Below are 23,727 nucleotides of genomic sequence, written 5' to 3'. Positions count from 1 at the left end.
AAAGAACTCAATTCGATAATTAAATGCAGTATAGATTTAATAGAAAGTTTGCTGAATTTGGCGGAAACTATCACCTGGAACGAGAAAACGAATGCGAGTTGCCAGCCTCCCTTTTAGATCAACGAATAGTTTTTTTTGATAATTGCTATTTCTATGAGTCGTTGATAAAAGATATTCGATATTCAAGCGATTTCATAAATTCAACTGGAAATGAATGTTTTTATAATAAAATACACATAGGAGACTATTTGGATGAAGACGATCCAGACAAAATATTTGATTGTGGAATATCATATGCTAAGCATTTAGCAGAAAAGCTGACGAAATTAAATGAGGGAAGATTTAATGTGATTCTTTCATACGATGGCGAAACCTGCACAATTTGCTTTCATAAATGCAGGGAATATGAAGAATACCTGGCCGAAGATCTTGAGGGATATGTTTTGGATGCCGTACTTGTTATCATAAATTAAAAGTTCCGATCCCTAAAACCAAAAAAATGGTGACATGATTACAAAATTGCTATCACTTAGAGAACTCTGTAACTACAGTCTATACCTAATCTTTACTATTATTATATTTTGTTCTTGTAAACAGACTAATCCTAAAAGTTTAGATGTATCAAAGAGTGAAGATTCAATAATAGTCAATAAGGAGTCAAACTCACCGGATGATTCCAGTAATCTCCAGAATAAAGACCTTATTGCATTAATTACAGCGAGAAAGGAGATCCCGAATGAAATGCTGGAGAAGCATTTTTACTTTGATTCTACATTTCTGTCAACCAAGGACTATGTATACGGTTTTTCAGCAGATCGATATAGCGATAGTTTGCTCCTTGTCTATATTGATTTTATTAAGTCGTCATGTGGTGAACGATATTTGATTACATTGGATAGTTCCAAATTGAAAGAGATTGATAAACTATTAATAGCAACATTTTGTGATTCTGATCAGATATTGACTGATCATACAGTCGAAAACAGGTTTACAAGTGATTCTACGTTCGAAACAGAAGATATGCTCTACGGGAAGGGAAAGCTACTTAGTAATGGTAAAAAGGCAAACGTAGTCTACAAAAAGAGTTGGGTAATTACTAAGAATGGCAAAATTACTTTGGTCAGTTCTCAGGAGAGTGAGCAATGACAGTAGTACGCACATTCAATGCGCTCCCTTCACCTACCTTTATCATCCACCACAACTCATCATCATGAAAATCAAACCAATGTTGAAAAAAATATCTCGATAATTTGCTTGGAAATTTCCTGATATTAGGAATATTTTATTTCTTTGCAATTAAGTTAGTCAGTATATACCTATGGGTTAAGTCATAATGTTCGTATCTATCAAGTGTTGTTAACTACCAGGCATCTGTATGAGTGTGTGCATGCTTGTAAATTTTCGGGTACTTCAAATGCGACAGGATTAAAGGTCCTGGATTACAACCTTATAAGCTGATTTACATTTATTTAATGGGGAAGCTCTATATCTAATCAAGAGGAAGAATGTTTCTCTTATATACCTATGTGCGTTTCCCGCAACTTTTTACTTTGTCAATCTGATGTACAATGTGCAAAGGACATCGCCTGTACTGGCCTGTCCTGCGGGCACGGTAATGTCAGCTGCTTATACGATAAAGAACATACAATTGGGACTATATATTTTGATAAGACAATTCTTTTGATTTTATAACAGTGATGATTATGAATAGTAAATCGGCGTTTATTTTTTTTATATACGGAGTATTTGCGTTGACTGTCCGTGCCCAGACCCCAAATCTTCAGGCAGTCACAAACGCGGGTGATTCGACTAACAAAAGTATATGTATCTGGAACAAAGACGGGTTGAATATTGGTGTGGATGTGAGTACAGGTTACACTACTAAGTCGCATTATCTCAGACCATCACCAACCGAAACAAGAACCATGCGATTTGATTGTACTTCAAGTACAACAACGGGCGGCTGGGAATTCTACAATGGCGCCCAGGCCAGGTCTATTATGTTTATTAAGCAAAGCAGCGGTTATGTGGGTATCGGCACCACAGATCCTAAAGCAAGGCTCGCAGTGAATGGGGATATCTATGCGAAGAAAGTGAGGGTAACACCTGATGACTGGCCTGACTTTGTCTTCGAATCTGCCTACGAACTGCCTTCATTACAGGATCTGGAGCTTTTTATTGCGGAACATAAACATCTTCCGGGCATTCCTTCTGCGAAAGAAGTTGGTGAGCAGGGAGTGGACCTTGGTCAGAACCAGGCAAAATTGCTGCAGAAGATAGAGGAAATGACTTTATACCTGATTGAGCAGAACAAAAGAGTTGCTGCTCAGGAACAGGTGATGAAGGCGCAGGACGAGATGTTCGCTGTACAGGACGAGCGACTGAAGGAACTGGAGAAAAGAATTGATCATAAATAGGCCAGGTAGAAAGATTTGTTATGTATCGCAAGTTACTTTTCATATTTGTTTTGGTAGGATTAGCGTCGGGGGCATACGCTCAGATACCCAATCTGGAGGCAGTTACTACACAGGGTAATACTACGACCAATAAAATTTCGGTCAGAGGACCGAATGGATTTGCCTTTGTGTCAGATCCATTGAATCGGACCCTTAAGTCGCATTATCTGAAAGGTTCTCCGGCTGATCCAGGGGTAGTACGTTTTGAGTGTACTTCTTCTGCGGCAAGTGCAGGCTGGGAGTTTTATAATTCAGATTCGGGTAGGACATTGTTGTATGTGAGGCAGGCTACAGGTAATGTTGGTATAGGCACCGCTGATCCTAAAGCAAGATTGGCTGTGAATGGAGAAATGCTGGCAAAAAAAGTGCGGGTTACCCCTAATAACTGGTCTGATTTTGTGTTTGAGCCTTCTTACCAATTGCCTTCATTGCAACAGGTGGAGCATTATATAGCCATGCATAAACATCTTCCTGATATTCCTTCCGCAAAAGAGATAAGTGAGAACGATCTGGAACTGGGTGAGAACCAGGCGAAGTTGTTGCAGAAGATCGAGGAAATGACTTTATACCTGATCGCGCAGGAGAAGGCGCTGAAGGAGCGTGAACAAAGAATAGCAGAAAGGCAGCAATTGCTGAATGAACGCGAAAGGCGCTTGTCTGAGCTGGAAGCCAAAGTCGGAAGCAAGTAAGAGAGAAGACATTCTCTCATATACCTATGTGCGTTTTCTATACCTGTTTTGAACTTTATCATTATGTATAAAATATACAAAAGGGCATTGCCTGTGATGGTGTGCCTGCTGGCATGGCTAAGGCCTGTCGCTTTTGCTAACCCCTTAATACCCCAGGTTTTACAGGATACTTTACCCGGTGATCTGGCGGCAAGAAACCTGATCAATCAACCGGTGCTAAAATCGGCGCTCGTAAATGCCATTAATAGTAAGGTAGTGGATCTCCATTCGCTGGATACAACACCACCTGCGCTTCCTTTTGAAAGGCTGGGATTATCCGGTTTGCACCAGGGAGCCAGAGCACAGTTCGTGCAGTACATGAAGGCTGGCAATACGGCTACGGCTATCGCGAAAATGCAGCGGCTATTCGATGGGATGAAAGATAGCACGAAACAGACACGATATATCGACAATAAATTACGTGGATTCTATGCTTTAAGGGAACAGCAGCTTCCAGGGAATTTTACATTGCCCGGTAAGCCTGAGAACAAGGTGAAAGGTATCTCCTGGACGTCAACTTATAGTGACTCCACTGCAATGATGTCTGGCTGGTGGAATGAAGGTACCATACAGGATGTCTTCTCTATCAGTAGCATTCCCTTTCAACTTAACTATTCCACTTTGTCGGGATATGACTATACAAATACGTCCTTACAGGATGCTCATTTTATGAAGATATCCTTTGATCGTGAAGCATACCTGGAAAAGATCAATCAGCAGTTGCAGAAGAAGTATGATCTGAAAAAATATTTCCTCGAAGACCTGGATGTGAAAAGCAGTATGAAAAAGTATGCTGCGGATCAGTTGGTACTCATCAAAGGTAGTAAAGATAGTGTGGGAGGGAAGTTGTCTGCAGATCAGCTTATGTACCTGGACAGCGCCCAGTTGAGGAACGTCCTTATCCGGAACCGGGATACTTCTGCCGGATATTATAATAAGGTGATGGCGCTGAAAAGGCAGCTGGGAGGAGTGAAAGAGATGAACCAGATGCTCGGTGGCCAACAGCGGGTAAATGGAAACATTCAAGGATGGCTGCAAAAGCCTGAGAATACCTCCCGCATAGCTGGGAACCTGTTGCATATGAGCCCACTGCAAAGGCTAATGATGAACATGAAGGATTTGAAGGTAGGTAGTATCGGCGCTAATGCCAGTAAAGGTTCCTTATCTGATCTCTTTATGACCGGTGCGGCCGGGACCTTTCTAAAAGGCAACAAGTTTATCATGCTGGCAGCTGGCAAGAGTAATGAATTGGGAGTGCAGGATGTTGGTTTACAATCGGCTACAGGTCACGGTAGTTATGGCATGCAGTTTTTGCGCCTTGGTCGCGGAGATATTGGTAACAAACAAAGCCATGTTTCGGTGTTAAATGCCAATTCCAAATCACAACAGCAGTATGGATTCAATACGGCGGCGATCCGGAGAAATGTATTTGTAGGTTCCGTTTCCCAGCAATTGAGTCTGGGAGAATTGGGGACACTGGATTTTGAACTTTCTAAGTCGTCCAGCCAGTTTGGTAGTGGAGGTCAGGACGCAGCAGCTGTTTCTAAATCCGCAGCTGGCCAGTTTTTGGATGATATATGGGCTACAGCCTCTATTGGGATGGCATATAATGGAGATGTAAAGAAAATAGGGCTGACCCATAAGGTATACTTCAACTACGCAGGTCTGGGATATGTGAATCCGGGTGCACCATTTGCCAGCAGGGGAACATTACAGTATGGTTTTCTGGTGAAACGCAGCTGGTTGCGTAACAAGGCTGCTGTCAGCTTAAGGACGGATATCCGTGATCTCGCAGTATCACCACTCACAGACAATAAGCGTAAAAGCTTGCAATATGCTTTGGATGCCCGTTACCGGTTCACACGCCGCTTTACCCTTAGTATGAACGTATTGCAGAATTCCTTGAAAGAGAACACTGATGCCGGGAAGTATACTGCTTTCCTGAACCGGAAGATATCCTTTATCAGCCAGGCGAATGGAAAAATAGCCGGTAAATCTTTCAGTAATAACAGCAGCCTGGGATTACAACAGCTGAATTATATGCAGCCTGATGCCCCGGTGAAGAGCCTGTTCATCAATGCTACATCCATGCAAACATGGATGGCAGGACCAGGTATGGTTATGATCAGCGCCTTATACAGTCGCGATGTAAACAACGCTGCTGTATATAATAACATGTTGAACACAGAGGCGGGTTATCAGTACCTCCTGTGGAAATTATCCTGTAGCAGTTCACTCATCTATATGGATAGTAAGGATGTAGTAACACAGATCGGTCTCCGTCAGCAAGTAGCGGCACAGCTTTTCAAACGCTGGAGCCTGAGTATTTCCGCCGATGGCCGGCAGAACCTGAGGAACACCACTGCCAACTATTATTATGGCAGATTCAATACCGCAATGTCTTTGCATTACCAGATAAACTAACAGCAATATGAAAGGATATAGAATATTATTGACAGGGCTGTTATTATGTGTGTTGTTGCCCCTGAAAGCGCAGATCACATTCGCCTTTATGCCCGAGATCCAGGGACGTACACTGGAGAATGTCTATAAAGTGAGAGTGAGTAATCCTGCTGCCCGCCAGACGGTCAATCTTGTGATCAATATTACAGAAGCAAAATCGGGAGCGGTGGTAACAATTCGTACCAACCCGTTTGAATTGATGCCGGGTATGAATACGGTACCTCCGGGAGCAGTATATAATGCAGTCGTATCGTTTGGGAGTAGTAAAATAGCCACCATCGTAAGGCAGAGTGGTTTCTTCCCTGAGGGCGACTATGACTATTGTTTCCAGTTGTATGAAGGTGGCAGTCATAGCACAGCGCCACTGGAGGAACAATGTTTCAGTTATAATCTGCAGCCATTCAGTGCTATGCAGCTGATACAGCCTTATGACGGTGATAAGCTCTGCGACAAACGGCCTACGTTCTCCTGGCAGCCGTTGATGCCTGCAGTGAATGGTGTAATGTACCGCTTATTGCTCGTCGAGGTAAAAGAAGATCAGCAACGTGCGGAAGCATTGCGCATGAACCTCGCTATTATCAACCAACGTCAGATCCCAATGCCGGTACTATTATATCCTTCAATGGCCAACCAGCTGGAAGAAGGTAAGAAATATGCCTGGCAGGTATCAGCCTACAAGAATGAACTGCTGCTGGCAGAGTCAGAAATATGGGACTTCACCGTAGAGTGTGAAAAACCTCCTGTTGATCCGGTTCCGGATGCATTCCGTAACCTGGAAGACCTGACGAAAGGAAACTTCTATATCGCCCGCGGACAATTACTGTTTGCATTCAACAATACTTATGCAGCAACCAAACTGCAATACAGTATTCAATGTCTGACAAAACCAGACCAGCATATAAAGAAGCTCCCCACAGTGAAGGTAGCCAGAGGTATGAACCAGGTAGTGATCGACTTGTCGGGTAAGAGTGGTTTTGTAGATGGTTATTTCTACATCATGGATGTGAAACTACCATCCGGAGAACAGAAACAATTGAGATTTATTTATAAACAACCAGAGGAGTGATGATAAAGCATTTTATAGCCGGATGTTTCATCCTGTTAGTCTGTGCCTGTGGCGCCAGCAGAAGGGATGTTATACAATCCATGAAGGATAATGAGCTGGTACAGGAGAAAAATGTCAATGACTATGTATTCCGCTTGCAATACATGCCATCTGATCGAGGCGCCGGAGAGGATACTTCTCTGGTATACTTCCGGTTGAATGTTGCTAACAACGCCGGCGCCCCCATGAAGGGAACCAGTGATCTTAGTTACAGCTATGGACTGGATACACTCTTTTCGCTGGTAAATATGACGGATACCATTTGTGCTGTGGACATTACACGTGTTGCCAATGGTACTGTCAACGGCGTAGAATATATGCTGGTTTTTGACCGTGCAAAGGTATATGCTCAACCGGATTGTAAACTTTTATTCAGGGACTGGCTATTCACACACCAGTTCATTTCCTTCCCGCTGAAAGGAAGTGCTATTGCCCATATTGATTCTTTAAGTCTGAAGATATGATGATCAGAAATGCGCGTACCCGTGTACGGATCGCTTGTTTTTTTCTTGTTTTGTTATTAGTGCAGGGGCTGATGCCCACTGTAGCCTGGGCATTGACCTCAGGACCTGTGCAACCCGAAAGTAAACAGTTTCAGGCCGCAGGAACCAGTGATATGGTGGACCTGTTTACAGGTGATTTTAAGTATAACATTCCCCTGCTTGACGTGGGAGGCTATCCTGTGAACCTGAACTATCAGTCGGGTTCCGGAATGGATGATGAAGCCAGCTGGGTAGGACTTGGCTGGAACCTGAACGTCGGAGCGATGAACCGTAATATCAGAGGTATTGCTGATGATGCGAATGGTGATGCAGTGACTACTGAGAGCTACATGAAGCCAAAGATCACAGGTGGAGGGAAATTGACTCTGCGGGGTGAAATTTTTGGCGAAGGAGTTCAGGGCTCGTTATCATTAGGTGTATTTTGCGATAACTATACAGGATATGGTGCAGAAATTGGGGCCAACGCGGGTGCCTCATTGACATTAGCCAATTCTGGTTCCTTGACGCCTGGTGTTGGCGCGGGTTTAGGGTTGACATCCAGCACAGCAGATGGTGTTTCTGTTACTCCAAATATTTCCGTGTCACTCGCATATTCGAAGGATGTTAAGAATTCCACGTCTTTATCGGGTACTTTGAGTCTTGGTTTTAATACAAGAGAAGGGCTGAAGGGATTGACGCTTGGATCATCTTTTTCGATAAACGGGACAAACGAATGGAAGGAGATCAAGGATAGAGCGGAAATAAATCATAAGGAAACTGGTGGTGCTTCTATTGCGGGGCTCGGTTCTTCTGTGAGCTATAATACTCCGCCTTTTTATCCCAAAAGCAACATCACTTTTAAATCAACGAACTCAACATACAGTGGCGACATTGGTGGAGCGGCTGTAGGTATTTTCACCGGCGCCGGTGTAACGGGATATAAAACGAAACGTGAAGTACTGGACAGGACAAAGAAAAGCAGCGCCTATGGTTTGCTGTATGCGCAGAATGGTTCCGACAAGCCTGACGCCCTGATGGATTTCATGAGAGAGAAAGATAATCCTGTGATCCCGGAGATGAATAATCTGGCTGTGCCAGTTGCCACCCCCGATTTATTTTCTTACAGCAATCAGTTCGGGGGAGGACAGATTCGTTTATACAGGCATAGTAGTGGTATTGTTTTCGATAATGAAACCAAAGACATCTCTGATAACAAGTCTTTTAGCACAGAATATGGTGCAGGCGCCTACTTTCATGGAGGAACTTCAGTATTTCTGCAGGATATTACAAATACAAATGGCAAATGGAAGGAAGATAATCGCTTTCTTGAGAAGGGTGATTTTGCAAAAAAGGGGACATTGGAAGAGGAACCTGCATATTTTCAGCAGGTAGGTGAGAAACATGTGGACGATTCGGCTTTTTTGGCCAGAATACTGGGGGAAGATCCTGTTAGCGTACCGTTGATAAAAAAGGAAGCAGAGGGCAAATTGACCTCAACCATATGGGGAACAGTAACTTCTGATTCTGCGTATAAAAAGGATGGCAGACAGGTACGTCGCACCGCGGTGACCTATCTGACGGCCAAAGAGGCAACTAAAGCAGGGCTTGACAAGGAGATCAGAAGTTATGATCTGAATCAATATGGCGCATTTACTCCGGCGTCCTGCAATAAGATGTCACACGATGACTTGCCGAGAGTAGACACATTCCGCAAGGCACATCATATTTCTGAAATGTCCATTACCGGAGATGACGGTAAGCGAATGGTATATGGAATACCTGTTTATAATAGACGGCAGGATGAATACACATTTGCATTAGCGAAAGGAACTACTGTTGAAGACTCCTCCAATCTGGCAACATTTGGGATGAACACGGACAGGCAGATTGATTATCGTTCCTCAACTTCCACTGATCAATATTATCATAAAGAATCCCAACCCGCTTACGCCACATCTTATCTGCTTACCGGCATATTATCACCGGATTATGTAGACATGACAGATGATGGTATTACGGAGGACGACCGGGGAACTGCTTTTAAATTCAACTACTCTAAACTGGATTCGAATTTCCGTTGGCGTACTCCATATGGAAAGGATTCTCTCCAGGCGCAATTTAATCGTGGCTTAAATGCTGACCCGGATGATAACAAAGGATCATTCGTATATGGTGAAAAGGAATTGTGGTATTTGCATTCCATTGAGTCTAAAACAATGATCGCATATTTCATCACAGACGATCGTGACGATGCGCTTGGCTGTAACTGGTTAGGTGTGCAGGATACTACTGTTAAACAGCGTCGACTGAGGGAAATCAGGCTATACTCGAAGAATGATCTGACCACACCTGTTAAGACAGTCGTATTTTGCTATAGCTATAAGTTATGTCCTGGCTTACCTAATTCAAAATTGGGAAAGTTGACGCTGGACAGCGTCTATTTCAAATATGGCAGTTCGGATAAAGGCCAGCATCACAAATATGTGTTTGCGTATAATGAGGGGCAACGCTATGCCTATATGTCAACAGACCGTTGGGGTACGCTTAAACCGGCGGGGACCAATAGCAAAGATGGTTTCGGCGATTTAAGAAGTGATGAATACCCTTATAGCGCACATGATAGCACTGATGCTGCGAAAAATGCAGGTATGTGGCAACTGAAAGAGATTGCATTACCGACAGGAGGTGTCATTGACGTCACATACGAATCGGACGACTATGCCTATGTACAGGACAGGAAGGCGATGGATATGAGTAAAATACAGGCAATGTATGATAAAGATGGAAACCCGATTGATAATCTGCTAAATGCAAGGACTTTTGATATAAAGATAGACGATACAGGATTTAGTACAACAGACAGACAGGATTTCCTGGATAAGTGTCTTAATGGGGAAGAATATCTCTATTGCAAACTGTTTGTCAATGTTACAGATGCGGTGTCATCAACCGATGATTCGAAGTACGATTTTGTTCCCTGTTATGCAAAGATCAGAGACGCGAAAGTAAGCAATGGAATAGCTACAGTAACATTTGAAGATGATACGGAAGGAGGTGTGACGGTTAATCCATTTGCCGCTGCTGCATGGCAAAGAATGAGATTGGAGTACCCGAGATATGCCTATCCAGGGTATAAGAGCCGTATCACGGATGATAAACCGGTTATTGCTATCGTAACTGCAATTGCCAATGCCACTTCCAATCTTTCTGAGCTGTGGGAGAGTTTCAATAAGAAAGCACAGAGAAAGAAGTTTGCAAGTAAAGTGAAGCTGAATAAAAGCTTTGCCCGTATTGCAAAAATGAATGGAAGGAAATTGGGAGGAGGTCTGAGAGTTAAGAAAATTACAATGTCAGACCGGTGGAATGGCATGGTGGAAGGAGAAAGTCAGGCAACTTATGGGCAGGAATATGACTATACAACGTGGAGAGGGGATCAGCTGATCAGCAGTGGCGTGGCTTCTTATGAACCTGCCGTAGGAGGAGATGAGAACCCGGTGCGACAGCCGGTTAAATATACCCAGAAAGTGAAATGGGCATTAGATAACTTTTTTTACCTGGAAGAGCCTTTGGCAGAGTCCTTATACCCCGCGCCGGTTGTGGGATATAGAGAAGTGAGAGTCCGTAATCTCGGGCCAGATGGGGAAAGAGACGAGCAAAATAAGACCGGATGGATGAGTTACGAGTTTTATACAGCGAAAGAATTTCCTGTATTCGTTCAGCAAACACCCATACAGAAGTATCTGCATAAACCGAGCGCCTGGTCTGCTGTCTTTGGAAGTAATTCTATTTATGAACAGAGCATGTCTCAGGGGTACGTAGTTTTCCTGAATGATATGCATGGAAAAGAGAAGGCGGAAAGAGTATTTAATCAGTCAGGTCAGGAGATATCATCCACGGAGTATTTCTATAATGCAGAAGAATCCGGAGGGACACAAAGACTTAAAAACATAGTAGATGTAGTGGATAACACTGGCACCATCACGAAAGGTAAGACCATTGGCCGCGACATCGAGATGATCACTGATATGCGTCAGTCGGAAATGAAGAATAAAGGAAAGAGCATTAACCTTGGGATGGATGTGATTCCTTTTAATGGTTTCCCGCTACCTCTGCCGCATTTCCCCTGGGCGCAGAATGACGACTACCGTTTATTCCGTTCATCTGCTGTATTGAAGACGGTTCAATACTATGGATTGATCAATAAGATAGTGAAGCGGATAAATGGCTCTACGAGTACTGCTTCCTATCTGCTTTATGATAAATATTCAGGAGAGCCTGTTCTGACCCAATCGGCGAACGAATTCGACGATCCTGTTTATACTGTGAATATCCCAGCTTACTGGATGTATAGTCAAATGGGAATGGCATATAAGACGCTGGGAACAGTATTCACAAATTTCGCTACAGATGACAATGGCATTCCAAAGGCTGACTTCCGACCATTTCTCACAGCAGGGGATGAATTGATAAATATTAATACAGGATATCATACCTGGGTGATAAATTCTACTGATGGAGCAGGTAATAAGTCCCTTCGCCTGATAGAACGAACAGGTAGATTGGCCCGTGCGCAGAATGGACTGGTGAAAATTTGTCGCTCAGGTTATCGCAATATACTATCAGCACCTGCTACTGCTATTACAAGTCTGGAGAACCCGATTGTCAATAATAAGCTGAAGTTTTTAAGTAATGAGGACCTGTCAGGATATAAAATTCTGAATGCAACAGCTGTTTTATACGATGAGGCCTGGGGCCAGGTAACGGATTGTAATTATAAGAGCTGTCCTGAAGGTTATGAAGAGCGTGCGGATGGTATTTGTTATAAGCCTGGTATGACAAATAGTGCTTTTACAGATACTATCAGGCCGGGAGGATCTTCACCAGACTATGGTAAACAAGGGGGACATTTCTATAATTTTAATGATCCAAACAATATAGGTATAAGTGGTGCTGGCTATTGGCATTCAAAGCTGGATAACGTTGGTATCTGGTTGCAGGGAATACCTGATAGCCGTTGGTGGGGAGCGGAGGAATTGCTGACCCTGGAAACTGAGAAGGATGTATTTGTTGGTATCGGGGGTACCAAGAAAATAAGAATACTTATTGATGGAGTAAAGGTTGCCTGGTCTGAGGACATTCGTGTAGAGAGCTATGAAATATGGGCCCTGGTAAAGTACCATTTATCAGCCGGCAAACACAATATTCGTGTTGAAGCGTGGGCAGATGACGGACGAACAGTGGGAGCAGAAATATACACCGCTGATATGACCACCCTGTATAACGGTAATAAAGACGCTATTGATCCTTCTATTATATTTTCAACAGCCAGGCTGAAGGGTGATCCTAACGTGTACCTGTATGAACTGGATGACAACGGGAAACGCGTAAATGGTAACTATATATGCCCTGATGGTGAAGAGATCAGCGTCATGAATGGCTTTCCGGATTGTGGTTCAACGGCGAAAGGGGCATGTCCTCCGGGATATGCACCAAGTGCGGATGGTACGGCTTGTGTACCGGTTAACGGGCCTGTTGAGAATCCCGATACGGCATTGAGTGTTCAACCAGGAACGAAAGATTCTCTCTATTCGCACCTGGGAGCAAGGTTCTACAATGAGAATGATCAGCTTGTGGATATAGCCAGGAATCCTTTCTGGGGAACGGACAGCTGTACAGGAGGTAGCACAAGCCGCTTGTCAGGAGGAAATGCATCTGTCAGCATGGTGGCTAACTGGTGTGGAAGATTAAACGCTACGGGTATATGGCTAAACGGAAACTTCGGTGATTCACGAATAGGGATCAACACCTGTCTGAAGGTGCCAGCAACCAAAACCTACTATATGGGCGTCGGTGCTCATAGCAGCGCATACATTTACCTGGATGGTGTTCTGATCAAGTCTATAGTCCGGCAGGGAATTTTTAATCCTGGTCCATACCCTTATGAAGAATGGAAGATCTTCCCTGTTAACCTCACGGCAGGACAGCATGTACTGACTATTGAAGCGATTGGTAGCGACCCTAAGCATGCTGTTGGTGTGGAGGTATATGATAATACAATCGCTGAGCTAAAACAGACCATCTACAATCCAATATATACTACAATAGGTATGTGGGGTAAACCTGCTGATACCTATGTGAAAAATAGCGCAGGGCAGATCATTAAACGCAGGTATACATGTCCATCCGGTACTGTTGATGTTTGTTCCGGTACTTTCCAATGTGCCAGCATATCACACGACGTTGCAGTAAACCCCTATCTGATGGGTTACCTGGGCAACTGGCTGCCATATAAACAAATGGCATGGCTTACCAGCCGCTCAGGTCAGGACCTGGTTACCAATCCTACCGGTAGCGCAGGCTTGCGCAAGAATGGCTACTACGGGAAGTTCTATGCATTCTGGGTATACAACAATGGCTGGAGTATAGCAACGAACATTGAATGGGTAACATCAAACACAATGACGATGTATGATAAATATTCCCAGGATCTTGAGAACAAGGATGCTTTGAACCGTTACAGTGCAGCGCGTTATAGCTTCAAGTCCAGTCTGCCGCTAGCCGTAGGGGCAAACATGCGTCAGCGGGAGATATTTTATGACGGTTTTGATGATTATAAGTTCAATGATAAGTGTGTAGATGTAAGACCATGCGAACCAGATAAGTTTAATATCAGAAATGCACTGGGAGACGACTATGCGAATAACCTGGATGATCAGGATGCACATAGTGGCAACTATAGTTTAAAGTTGAATGGATCGATTGAATTGAAAGCTTATGTTTTCAGGGATGAGCATTCACCTGGTATTTACATCGCTAATAATGCAAAGGGTGAATATTATCAGAAACTGGACGGCTGGCTCGGATTAAGAGGATTCAATCCCGTGACCGGCAATAAGTATATCTTCTCTGCCTGGGTAAAAGATAGTAATCCATCCGGCCCTGGTACTGGCATTACATTGAAAGTGAATAATCACGATGTGACGACGCTCAGAAAGAAGGCGGTTGTAGAAGGCTGGAAGCTGGTAGAGGGTACATTGGATATCCCAGCGTGGACCCTGGGCAATCAGTTGGAAGAGATAACGGTTGTATTGGGAGGTAATAATGTGAAGATAGATGATATCAGGATCTTCCCATATGACGGTCAGCTGAAGACCTTCACATACGACGACAAGACGCAGCGTGTAATGGCGGAAATGGATGAGAATAACTATGCTACTTTCTATGAGTATGACGACGAGGGTACATTGATCCGTGTGAAGAAAGAGACAGAAAGAGGTATTATGACAATTAAAGAAAGCCGTTCAGCATATCGTAAAGCTAACTAGTGAAAATATTGCTATACCATGAAATTAAGTGCTAAATATATAAAGATCCTTATACCTGTTGGTGTGTTACTGATTGCTTCAGGCGCGTTTGCTACTATTCCCGGTTTCCGGGAATGGTTCAGACCCAGACCTCCCAAAAAGGAGAAGAAAATTGTGATTCAGGAAAATAGCAAAGAGCAGAAGGCCATCCTCAGTGAGTTGACAAAGCTATTACATGCGGGGGATACTATTACCTACATTACTATCGCAGGAACAATGGATGCACAGGATCTGGGCGACAAGGATAATAACATGCAGGGAGATTTCTGTTATACCCGGCAGGGCAATCAGGGGTATTATCAGTTGGGTGATAATGAAATGATCTCATTGACTGACGCCTACATTGTTGTAGCGCATGATATGAAGAAGATATTCGTGTCTGAGCCAAAAGAGGTAGTGAATCCGGTAAGGATGTCACCCGATATGGAAGCGACCTTCTTATCGAGAGAAACATACAATGTGACTCGTACCGCAGATGGTTCTCTTACACAAATCTCGCTGGTCAATAACAAACATGTCAGCTGTCGCGAATACCGCGTTTCTTTTGACAGCACAGGCGTTATCCGCCGTGCGGTGATGCGTATGCCAAACCCGATGGAGCTGGAGGACATGTCAAAAGATAAATTGTTAAAAGTGACTGTCCGCAGTTATGAACCAGGAGTGGTGAGACAGGACCTTTTGCGGATGGACCGGTATGTGACGATGACTAACGGAAAGCTGGTGCCTTCCGGACGATTGAAAGGTTATGAATTGATTAAAGACTAATGTTAACCTCAATGTTGAAAATGAATATGCGTGCTGTTTACGCTAAAATATTAATGGTGAAGCTGATGATGATCGCCTGTTTGCTTTGCGGTGTGCTGCAGGCAAAGGCCTTCAATGCGGTTGAGACTTACCAGAACCAGTTGCAGGGTGCGATCAAAAAAGGAGATACACTGTCGCTGAAGGATGAAAAGTTCCTCAACAGTGTATATGACTGGCAGAAGATCCATAATAAGACGGTAAGTAATGTTATCATCTTCGGGTTGTATCATGACTTAGGGGTTGTATTGCCTAAAGCATTTAAGTGTGAAATAGATCTGAAAGTAGAATACTGGTCTGGACCAGACCAGGTATACCCGAGTGTCGACGATCACATAAAGCTGAGGATCAGCTATGATCCTACAGCCGGTGTGGCCTACCAGGATGCAGCTACTCATCGCTTTTCGTATGGGTATAAGGTAAGGATCACAGTGAATGACATCACAAGCGCCGAGTTAGGAGCACCTCTTCCCGCTGCTTTCCGTCTTACAAGCCAGGTGGCGATCGAACGTTCTTATGATTTAGATCAGAACACACCTTTAATTCCGGTAGTATCCCGACAAAAAGTGGGGGTGTCAGGCGCACCTGTGGAGCCACATGCGGTGTCGCTTTTATGGAACACGATCACCGGGGCGGAGGAATATGATGTGGAATGGACCTTCATTGATGATGAATCAGATAATGGACGGCTGCTGGATAGCCTGGCATCTGGCATCACTGTAGATCAGCTGAAGAAAATGTTCAGGAATAATGCCAGCCGTGCCACTGTGCAGAAAGAACAATTTGATATCTCCCTGGTACATAATTCGAAGTTTCTGTTAGTCCGCATGCGACTGGTGCAATATCAGGATAGTACTGGTTTCCGCCAGGAGGGCCCATGGCAGTATCAGATCCAGGAGAATGGAATAACGAAAGCAGGTGTTATTGATTTATCAGATAATCCCTGGCATCAGAATAACCTCAACTGGCAGTACAATGCGGTGTATGCGGAAGATGGGAAAAAGAAAGAGGTAGTTAGCTATTTCGATGGAACGCTACGGAACAGGCAAACAGTTACTGTCAATAACAGTGATCAGAAAGCGGTGGTACAGGAGACTATATACGACGAGTTTGGGCGTCCTTTAGCGAGCATTCTTCCGGCGCCGGATACCGCATCTGTTCTCAGGTATTATCCTGAAATGCATCCTTCGGACACTGGTAAATATAATTTTAAAGATGTTTATGGCAGTGGAGGTGACTGTATAAATACGCCTGCTCCTTTATCCAACGCGAGGGGAGCAGGCAGGTATTACTCACCACTGAATTACTTTAAGGATGATTCAACCAGGCCTGAGAATAAGTACATACCGGATGCAGAGGGATATCCTTTTGCAGTAACAAGATATACGGGAGATAATACAGGGCGTGTAAGTGTGCAGGGAGGTGTAGGTAAATTGTTCCAACCTGGGCATGCAGCTGTCAGTAAGGCTACACGATATTTTTATGGTAAGCCGGAGCAGTGGGAGCTGGACAGGTTGTTTGGGAATGATGTTGGGTATGCCAGCCATTACCTGAAGAATATGACGATTGATGGGAATGGTCAGATAAGCATCAGCTACCAGGATGCTACTGGTAAGACCATTGCAACAGCGCTGGCAGGGGGAACGCCTGATAACGTTGATTCATTGCCATCAAAACCTGATACTGTTCAGACGACTACCGTGCTAATGAACCGTGAATTTTCGTTCGATCCTTCGAAGATGAAGATTTCGGCTACAGCTACTTATATGAATGCTGTCTCGGGGAAGGTAACGCTCACATTGGATATACAGCAGCTCATAAGTAAATATGCTGAAAACAACGTGAACATTTGCAGTAATTGTTACTATGAAGGGAATACCCTGATCTCTGACAATTGTGGAAATGTGATCTATAGAAACACAGCGCCAATGAAAATTGGAAGTATGGTAGGAAGCTGTGATGAAGAGGTGTTTAACTCTACAGGGATTGATACCATTAGAATGGATGTTGGAGAGTACTTCATCACTTTTGAATTGGGCATACCTGAAGCTGCGGTGACTTCATACGCGCGCAATTACGTTGCGAAGAATACCAATCTGAAGAAGGAATGGACATTTGTCAGTGATGCGTTATTCAATAAAGATTTCATTTCCTGCTTCAATGATTGCGCTACCTGTAAGGAGTCATTAGGTGAGTTGACAGACTTTAGTCAACGTATAAAGGAACGCTTATTAGCCGATACTGATAGTGCTACCGTTGCAGCTAATGATTCGACTATTACGAAATGGATTAACAACCTGTATACTTCCTTGTCCAGTCAGTGTGCTGCATTAAGGGCAACTTGTGCAACATCTACTCCTTGTACGGACCTGGAGAACACCATGAAGAGGGATGTAAGTCCCGGTGGGCAATATGCGCTCTTCGATGACAGCAGCAATGCGGTAGAGCCTTCTATTAACGTGTTGAACCTTAACTGGCGGCAGGTGTTTAAACCATTGCCGAAAGATTCCTTGCGTTATATTCAGGAGCAGTTTGAACTGGAGGATGGGTCGGTTACATCACCTTATGACAGTGCATTTACATTGCAATCACTGGTGAAATATTGGAAGAGCGATTGGGCCTCCTATTTTGTTCAATATCATCCGGAGTATTGTGCATTGCAATTCTGTCGTGATAATGTTAGCTCATTGCAATGGGATGACCAGGTACGTACATTGGCGAAAACGGTAGCAGATATACCTGCAAACTCGAGAGGCGCGGTTTATAATAGGGATAGTATTCGTTGGTTGGTAAATCATGATCCGTTCTTTTTAAGCGGTGGAAAGGGCTATAATCTTGTATCGGCATTTGTTGATGATCTGACAAATTATTCGAAGAATGTTGCCGGCACCCAGAATGCGCCATTGGGAACGCTTTCGGAGTTTGTTGATTACATGCTTTATTGTGCGGACTACACTGGCTCGACTAATGTTAATAACATACCGGTTAGGGAGGCAGATAATTGGTCTAACTGTGTGCCTAAGGAGGATTGTCGTATTTCTGACAGGGAGTGGGCATTGTATAGACAGAAGTATCTGGAGCTGAAAGATAAATACTATCAGTTGGCAAGAAACACTTCTCAATATTGCGGTGCTGCATGTGTTGTAGGTAAGGCTTCGGCATATCCGGTGATTGATTGTCCGGATGTATCGAAATTTATATTGGATAAAGATGCGAACCCTTGTTCTGCTGGTTATATAGCAAGGGTTACGTATTTAGGTCCGGCGTTAACCAAATCAATAACGGTTAATATCTATTATCCTGATGAGTACAAGAATCTGATTATAGGATCACCTCAAGTAACATTATCTGCGGGTGCGACCGTTACCGCTTTTTGTGTCAATAAAGCAATTCCTTTGAGCGCGTTGCGTATAGCCTCAACTAATTGTGGCACAGCCGCAGAGGATACGGCGTTTAGCTGTGCTACAGACGCCAGGGAGGATAAATTTGAGCGGCTTACCTATCCATATGAGAATGGCAAGTCTAAAGTATCCTACACATACAGAGGGCACATTCCTCCTGTAGGTGGTGCGATTCGGGCATTAGTATCGTGGGATCCAGTTGATTGGGAAACTGCTCAGCAGATCTACATAACTCATGACTATGATCGTCATGCATTTGTAATTGAAGAGAATGGACAAATTAATAACTGGATATTTAAGATTGATACTTGTTATGGCGATTCTCCGAATCCCGCAAATGGCTGTAATCGGGCGTACGCATATAAGACCTCGCGGATAACCAATATTAACTATGCTACCCCTCCCATTACCACCGATACAACGGCATTGAAAGGGATAGTAAGTGATGCAATGGCAGCTATGATTAACCAGAATTGCGAGGCGCAGGCAGACGTATGGATGGGATCATTGTCAGGGCTTTTAGACAACCTGAAATATTTGAGTAAGAAAAGTACCGTGCGAGCTAAATTGATTGAAGTCTGCAAGTTGGGCGGAGACGCAGAGCATATGAATGGTGCTACTACGCTTCCTGCTAATAGAGCTACTGCGGAAGGTTACAAGTCTTTCGCAGATGTACTGAAAGGCGTTTTGGGTTTTTACAATATGGATTACAATCCATATCTGATCGATGCGCCTTATCCGTATGACGTCCAGCCTCAGGCCGTTGAAAAGGTGATTGATGCTACTAATGCTTCAATATGCGACCGTTTGGCGACATTGACTGCTGAATACAATGCTGCTCAAACAGGAGACTCTTTCTATGTATATCTGACGAAGAAGTATGGAGCCGCGATGAACATCACAAGAGATGAGTTACAGTTCCTGCAGAAAGGATGTACTAACTGCCGTTACCTGCTTCAGCAGTCGGTGAAGTTGCCTGTTTTCATGGAAAAAGGTGCAAAGGGTTGTATTTCTGCAAGTGAGTATATCGATGCAGTAATGGCTTTCGTTGCTATCATGGGCGATAGCCTGATAGTCGATCATCCGAATTACGAGGTGATGTTTGCTAACGCTCTCAATAGTCGCTTTGGCTTTACTTTGTCTTATGCAGAATATAAGGCGTACGGAGATACAGTAGCGAAGAATTCGTCTCTTTCCATGTTGTTATGTAATCATCCTTCGTATGCCAGCGTTAAGCCAGACAATTACGAATGTATGATGCAGGGAATCGATGATGCGGTTACTGCTGGTCATGTAGCATACCAAGAATATATTGAGGGGGTAAAACGTCTTTTCCGTGCTGAATATATCGCTTATTGCAGTGCTAATAAGCCGAAGGTATCGCTGACTTCCCCGCAGCAGACGTACCATTATACACTCTATTATTATGATCAGGCAGGAAATTTAGTCAGAACTGTTCCGCCTGAAGGTGTGCATCCACTGGATGATTCCCTGTTTGCGCAGATATCTGCTGTGCGCAGAATAGGAAGCACCGTTTGTAATTATAGTGGTCCGACTGCAAATACACCTGAGGCTACTGCATTGCAGAATTTTACAACTGTCTTTGATCGTACCGGAGATGCCGCGCTTGAAATGTGGATGTTCAATCAGAGTAGATCAGGCGGTCAGGTGGTTGCGACGACCAGTGGGAACAAGTATATATTTAATCTGTGTATCAGCGGAAAGTATCTGACTTTTGACGTGTACACTGTTACTCCTCTTACAGGAGGGGAGGCAGACGTCGTATTGTCAGCGCATACAACTGCTGAACTGACAGGTATTTTGCCTTTGACACCATGGACACATGTTGTGATTCAGGGAGATGGGCTTAAGAAAAACAGCCGGGAGATATATGTAAATGGTAAATCCTGTCCGCGTGTAACCGTGGAGCCTACAGGCGCTTGTCCATGGGAAGTGCGGTCGAGTACTACAGGCATTGTCTATCCAAAGAATCTCACCTTACTAAAGCAGGTCCGCTGTTTCAATCGTAAGCTGAGTGCGAAGGAGATATCAGCAAACGCTGACGATGCCTGTATGGGCTTAAGTCCGGCTTATGCTACGGCATTAGATAGTGCTAAGATTTCCTGGGCACGTTTTGGTATCCCGGCGGCCGGAAGTTATTGGACAACAGATGGGACTACTAACGAGACACAGTACGTAGCTGTATTCCCGAAACATACATTGACGACTTCTTATGCATATCAGTCGCTAAATGGGATTGAAGCACAGATTACGCCTGACGGCGGCACCAGTCGTTTCTGGTATGACATGCTGGGTAGAATGGTCGCTTCACAGAATGCAGAGCAGCTTAGTCCTCTGGGAGGAGGTTTGAGTTCCCGCTATAGTTACACTAACTATGACGAACAGGGACGTATTACGGAAGTTGGTGAAACAAAGGCTACCCTTCCGGTTACAGTGCCATTCCTTTCTACCGATGCCCTGGCTGCATTTGGAACAAATCCAAGGCAACAGGTTACCCGGACTTATTATGATGCTCCTAAGTCGCAGACCGTTGCGGCGATTGCTGATGTTCAGGATAACCTGAGAAAAAGGGTAAGCGCTGTTACTTATGGAGAAGATGCTAATGGAAATCCACAGCAGGCTACGTATTATAGTTATGACCAGATAGGCAATGTGAAAACCTTATGGCAACAGATTGATAGTCTGGATACCAAACAGATTGACTATCAGTATGATCTTGTAAGTGGAAAGGTCAATAAGGTGAGGTATCAGGCTGGTAAGGTAGATCAGTTCCTGTATGGCTATGAGTACGACGCTGAAAACCGTCTGACAAAGGCTGTTTCAGGTGTTAACGCTGTTTCTTCAAATGGATGGGAAATTGAGGTTCCTCATACAGATGCTGCTTACCACTATTACCTGCATGGCCCATTAGCCAGGACAGAACTTGGTAATGAGCAACTTGTGCAGGGTATTGACTACGCATATACTTTACAAGGTTGGCTGAAAGGAGTAAACGGCAACTATTTATCGCCGCAGGATGAGATCGGCGGGGATGGTGTGCAGAATACACGGCGTAGCAGTATCGCCCGGGATGCGTATGCATATTCCCTGGAGTATTTTAAAGATGACTATAAGGCGATAAGTAATCAAGCGAAAGCCTTCCCGCTAGGCTGGACAGTAGGAGTGCCTACAGAAGCAGGCAGGGATCTCTTTAATGGAAACATTAGCCGTAGTACGCTGGCGCTTAAACGGGTAGCAGAGCAGACACCGGTGGGGTATAGTTACAGATACGACCAGCTAAACCGTCTTAAAGGAATGCGTCAGCATGCATTGACTGTCGGAGCAACTGAGTGGAGTGCAGCAACAGCTGGTGATCAGTTTAAGGAGGCAATCACTTATGATGGTAATGGTAACATCCTCAGTTACTTGCGGAATGGTAGTAACGCGAGAGGGTTGACTATGGATCAGCTGAGTTATGTTTATTCACGTGATGCGGCTGGTAACTTGTTGAATAATAGGTTGTCACAGGTGACGGATGCTGTTGATAATGCCAGTTATACGGAAGATTTGAAAAGTCAGCAGGCGAATAACTATCTTTACGACAACATCGGTAATTTGATTTATGACAGGCAGGGTAAAATAGATTCTGTCAGGTGGACCTTGTATGGAAAGATCAGGAAAATTGGTAAAACCGATGGTAGTTCTTTGGAATATGCATATGACCCGTCAGGTAATCGTGTGTATAAGAAATATATAAACGGAAATGTTGAGAAGACCTGGTATGTACGCGATGCGCAAGGTAACGTACTGGCTGTCTATGGAAATAAGGACGGTGGTAATCAGAAGTATTGGAAAGAGCAGCATTTGTATGGTAGCAGCCGTTTAGGTATCTGGATTTCAGATATTGATGCAACTGATGTAACAGCGGCAGCAAGCGATACGAACTGGCTGAAAAAGGGAAGGAAGGAGTATGAGTTGACTAACCATTTGGGTAACGTACTGGCGACTATTTCTGATAAGGTGGTGGATTCGGTGATTGGAAGTGCGGTAGATCATTATGAGGCGGAGGTGTTGAGTGCGCAGGATTATTATCCTTTTGGGATGTTGCAGCCGGATAGGAAGTGGAGTTTGGGGGGGTATAGGTATGGGTTTAATGGGCAAGAGCACTCGAAAGAGATAGGATATAATAATTATACAGCACAGTTCTGGGAGTATGACTCTAGGATAGGTAGAAGATGGAATTTGGATCCTAAACCAACTATGGGGGTAAGTCCTTATGCTGTCTTTAGTAATAATCCCATTAATTTTAGTGACCCTAATGGAGATTCAATTTTGCCTAAGAAGAAGCCTAACTATGAAAATGTAGGTGTGCCGGTTAAACGGCATGATCTTGCACATACAAAGACAACAAGCCTTTCTTATGTAATTGGAGAAGATGAAGAAGTAAATGTATATGTCAATGTTAAAGTGAATTATACAGATATGCTTGCAAAAGGTGGATCGATTTATAAGGATAATCCAGGCTTGTTTGAGGAAATAGAGGCACATGAAGAGGGCCACATTGAGCAAATACTGATGGCTGCAGGAATACCAGTTGAGTATCAGATGAGGATCGGTAATAAACAAGTCAAATTTAAGGGGCCAATAGATCAAGTTCTTAAGGATGTGAGAACTCAGCTTAGTGATTCAAAAAAGGGGCGGCAGATGGGTTTGGAAGGGATAGATAAATTTATTGCAGATAAGGTTTTTCCGGAACTTTCGGATCAGGTGTTGGTAAATACTGATTTGATCAGTACCCTACCGCATAATGTAGTGGAGAATGATGCAAATGAAAGAGCAAGTAAGAAACTGCCAGCATTAGAATATAGCAGGCCTGTGAATCCTAAACCAATTATAGTTAATGGCGTTAAACTAACAGAATAATCCT

General features: G+C 43.9%; 10 protein-coding genes. All 10 read left to right on the top strand.

What is annotated here, in order from left to right; translation table 11 throughout:
- Positions 1 to 23 precede the first annotated feature (23 nt).
- The 10 genes from BLR32_RS10405 to BLR32_RS10360 all read left to right on the top strand — a co-directional run bounded on the left by BLR32_RS10405 (position 24) and on the right by BLR32_RS10360 (position 23,723).
- Positions 24 to 473, top strand: a complete 450-nt coding sequence (locus BLR32_RS10405; RefSeq protein ID WP_089831325.1) for a hypothetical protein — start codon at positions 24 to 26, stop codon at positions 471 to 473.
- A 34-nt stretch (positions 474 to 507) separates the two neighbouring features.
- Complete coding sequence (locus BLR32_RS10400; protein WP_089831323.1) at positions 508 to 1,146, top strand: hypothetical protein; 639 nt, start codon at positions 508 to 510, stop codon at positions 1,144 to 1,146.
- A 557-nt stretch (positions 1,147 to 1,703) separates the two neighbouring features.
- A complete protein-coding gene (locus BLR32_RS10395) occupies positions 1,704 to 2,417 on the top strand; it encodes a hypothetical protein (RefSeq protein ID WP_143011428.1) in 714 nt (237 codons plus the stop codon).
- 20 nt (positions 2,418 to 2,437) lie between these two features.
- The gene (locus BLR32_RS10390) at positions 2,438 to 3,145 is read left to right on the top strand and encodes a hypothetical protein (protein ID WP_089831319.1); all 708 of its coding nucleotides are present in this window, start codon (positions 2,438 to 2,440) and stop codon (positions 3,143 to 3,145) included.
- A 63-nt stretch (positions 3,146 to 3,208) separates the two neighbouring features.
- The gene (locus BLR32_RS10385; protein WP_089831317.1) at positions 3,209 to 5,608 is read left to right on the top strand and encodes a hypothetical protein; all 2,400 of its coding nucleotides are present in this window, start codon (positions 3,209 to 3,211) and stop codon (positions 5,606 to 5,608) included.
- Between the two features lie 7 nt (positions 5,609 to 5,615).
- Positions 5,616 to 6,713 carry a hypothetical protein gene (locus tag BLR32_RS10380; protein WP_089831315.1) on the top strand — a complete coding sequence of 366 codons (1,098 nt, stop codon included), beginning with the start codon at positions 5,616 to 5,618 and terminating at the stop codon, positions 6,711 to 6,713.
- On the top strand, positions 6,713 to 7,216 hold the full coding sequence (locus tag BLR32_RS10375; RefSeq protein WP_089831314.1) for a hypothetical protein: 504 nt from the start codon (positions 6,713 to 6,715) through the stop codon (positions 7,214 to 7,216). The genes BLR32_RS10380 and BLR32_RS10375 overlap by 1 nt, the downstream gene beginning before the upstream one ends.
- The gene (locus tag BLR32_RS10370; protein ID WP_089831312.1) at positions 7,213 to 14,559 is read left to right on the top strand and encodes a hypothetical protein; all 7,347 of its coding nucleotides are present in this window, start codon (positions 7,213 to 7,215) and stop codon (positions 14,557 to 14,559) included. The genes BLR32_RS10375 and BLR32_RS10370 overlap by 4 nt, the downstream gene beginning before the upstream one ends.
- Before the next feature lie 18 nt (positions 14,560 to 14,577).
- Positions 14,578 to 15,363 carry a hypothetical protein gene (locus tag BLR32_RS10365; protein ID WP_089831309.1) on the top strand — a complete coding sequence of 262 codons (786 nt, stop codon included), beginning with the start codon at positions 14,578 to 14,580 and terminating at the stop codon, positions 15,361 to 15,363.
- A gap of 11 nt (positions 15,364 to 15,374) precedes the next feature.
- The gene (locus BLR32_RS10360) at positions 15,375 to 23,723 is read left to right on the top strand and encodes an RHS repeat-associated core domain-containing protein (protein WP_089831308.1); all 8,349 of its coding nucleotides are present in this window, start codon (positions 15,375 to 15,377) and stop codon (positions 23,721 to 23,723) included.
- Positions 23,724 to 23,727 lie beyond the last annotated feature (4 nt).

Source organism: Chitinophaga filiformis (assembly GCF_900102545.1).
GTDB classification, from domain to species: Bacteria; Bacteroidota; Bacteroidia; order Chitinophagales; family Chitinophagaceae; genus Chitinophaga; species Chitinophaga filiformis.
This window is presented reverse-complemented; position numbering and strand designations above follow the sequence as displayed.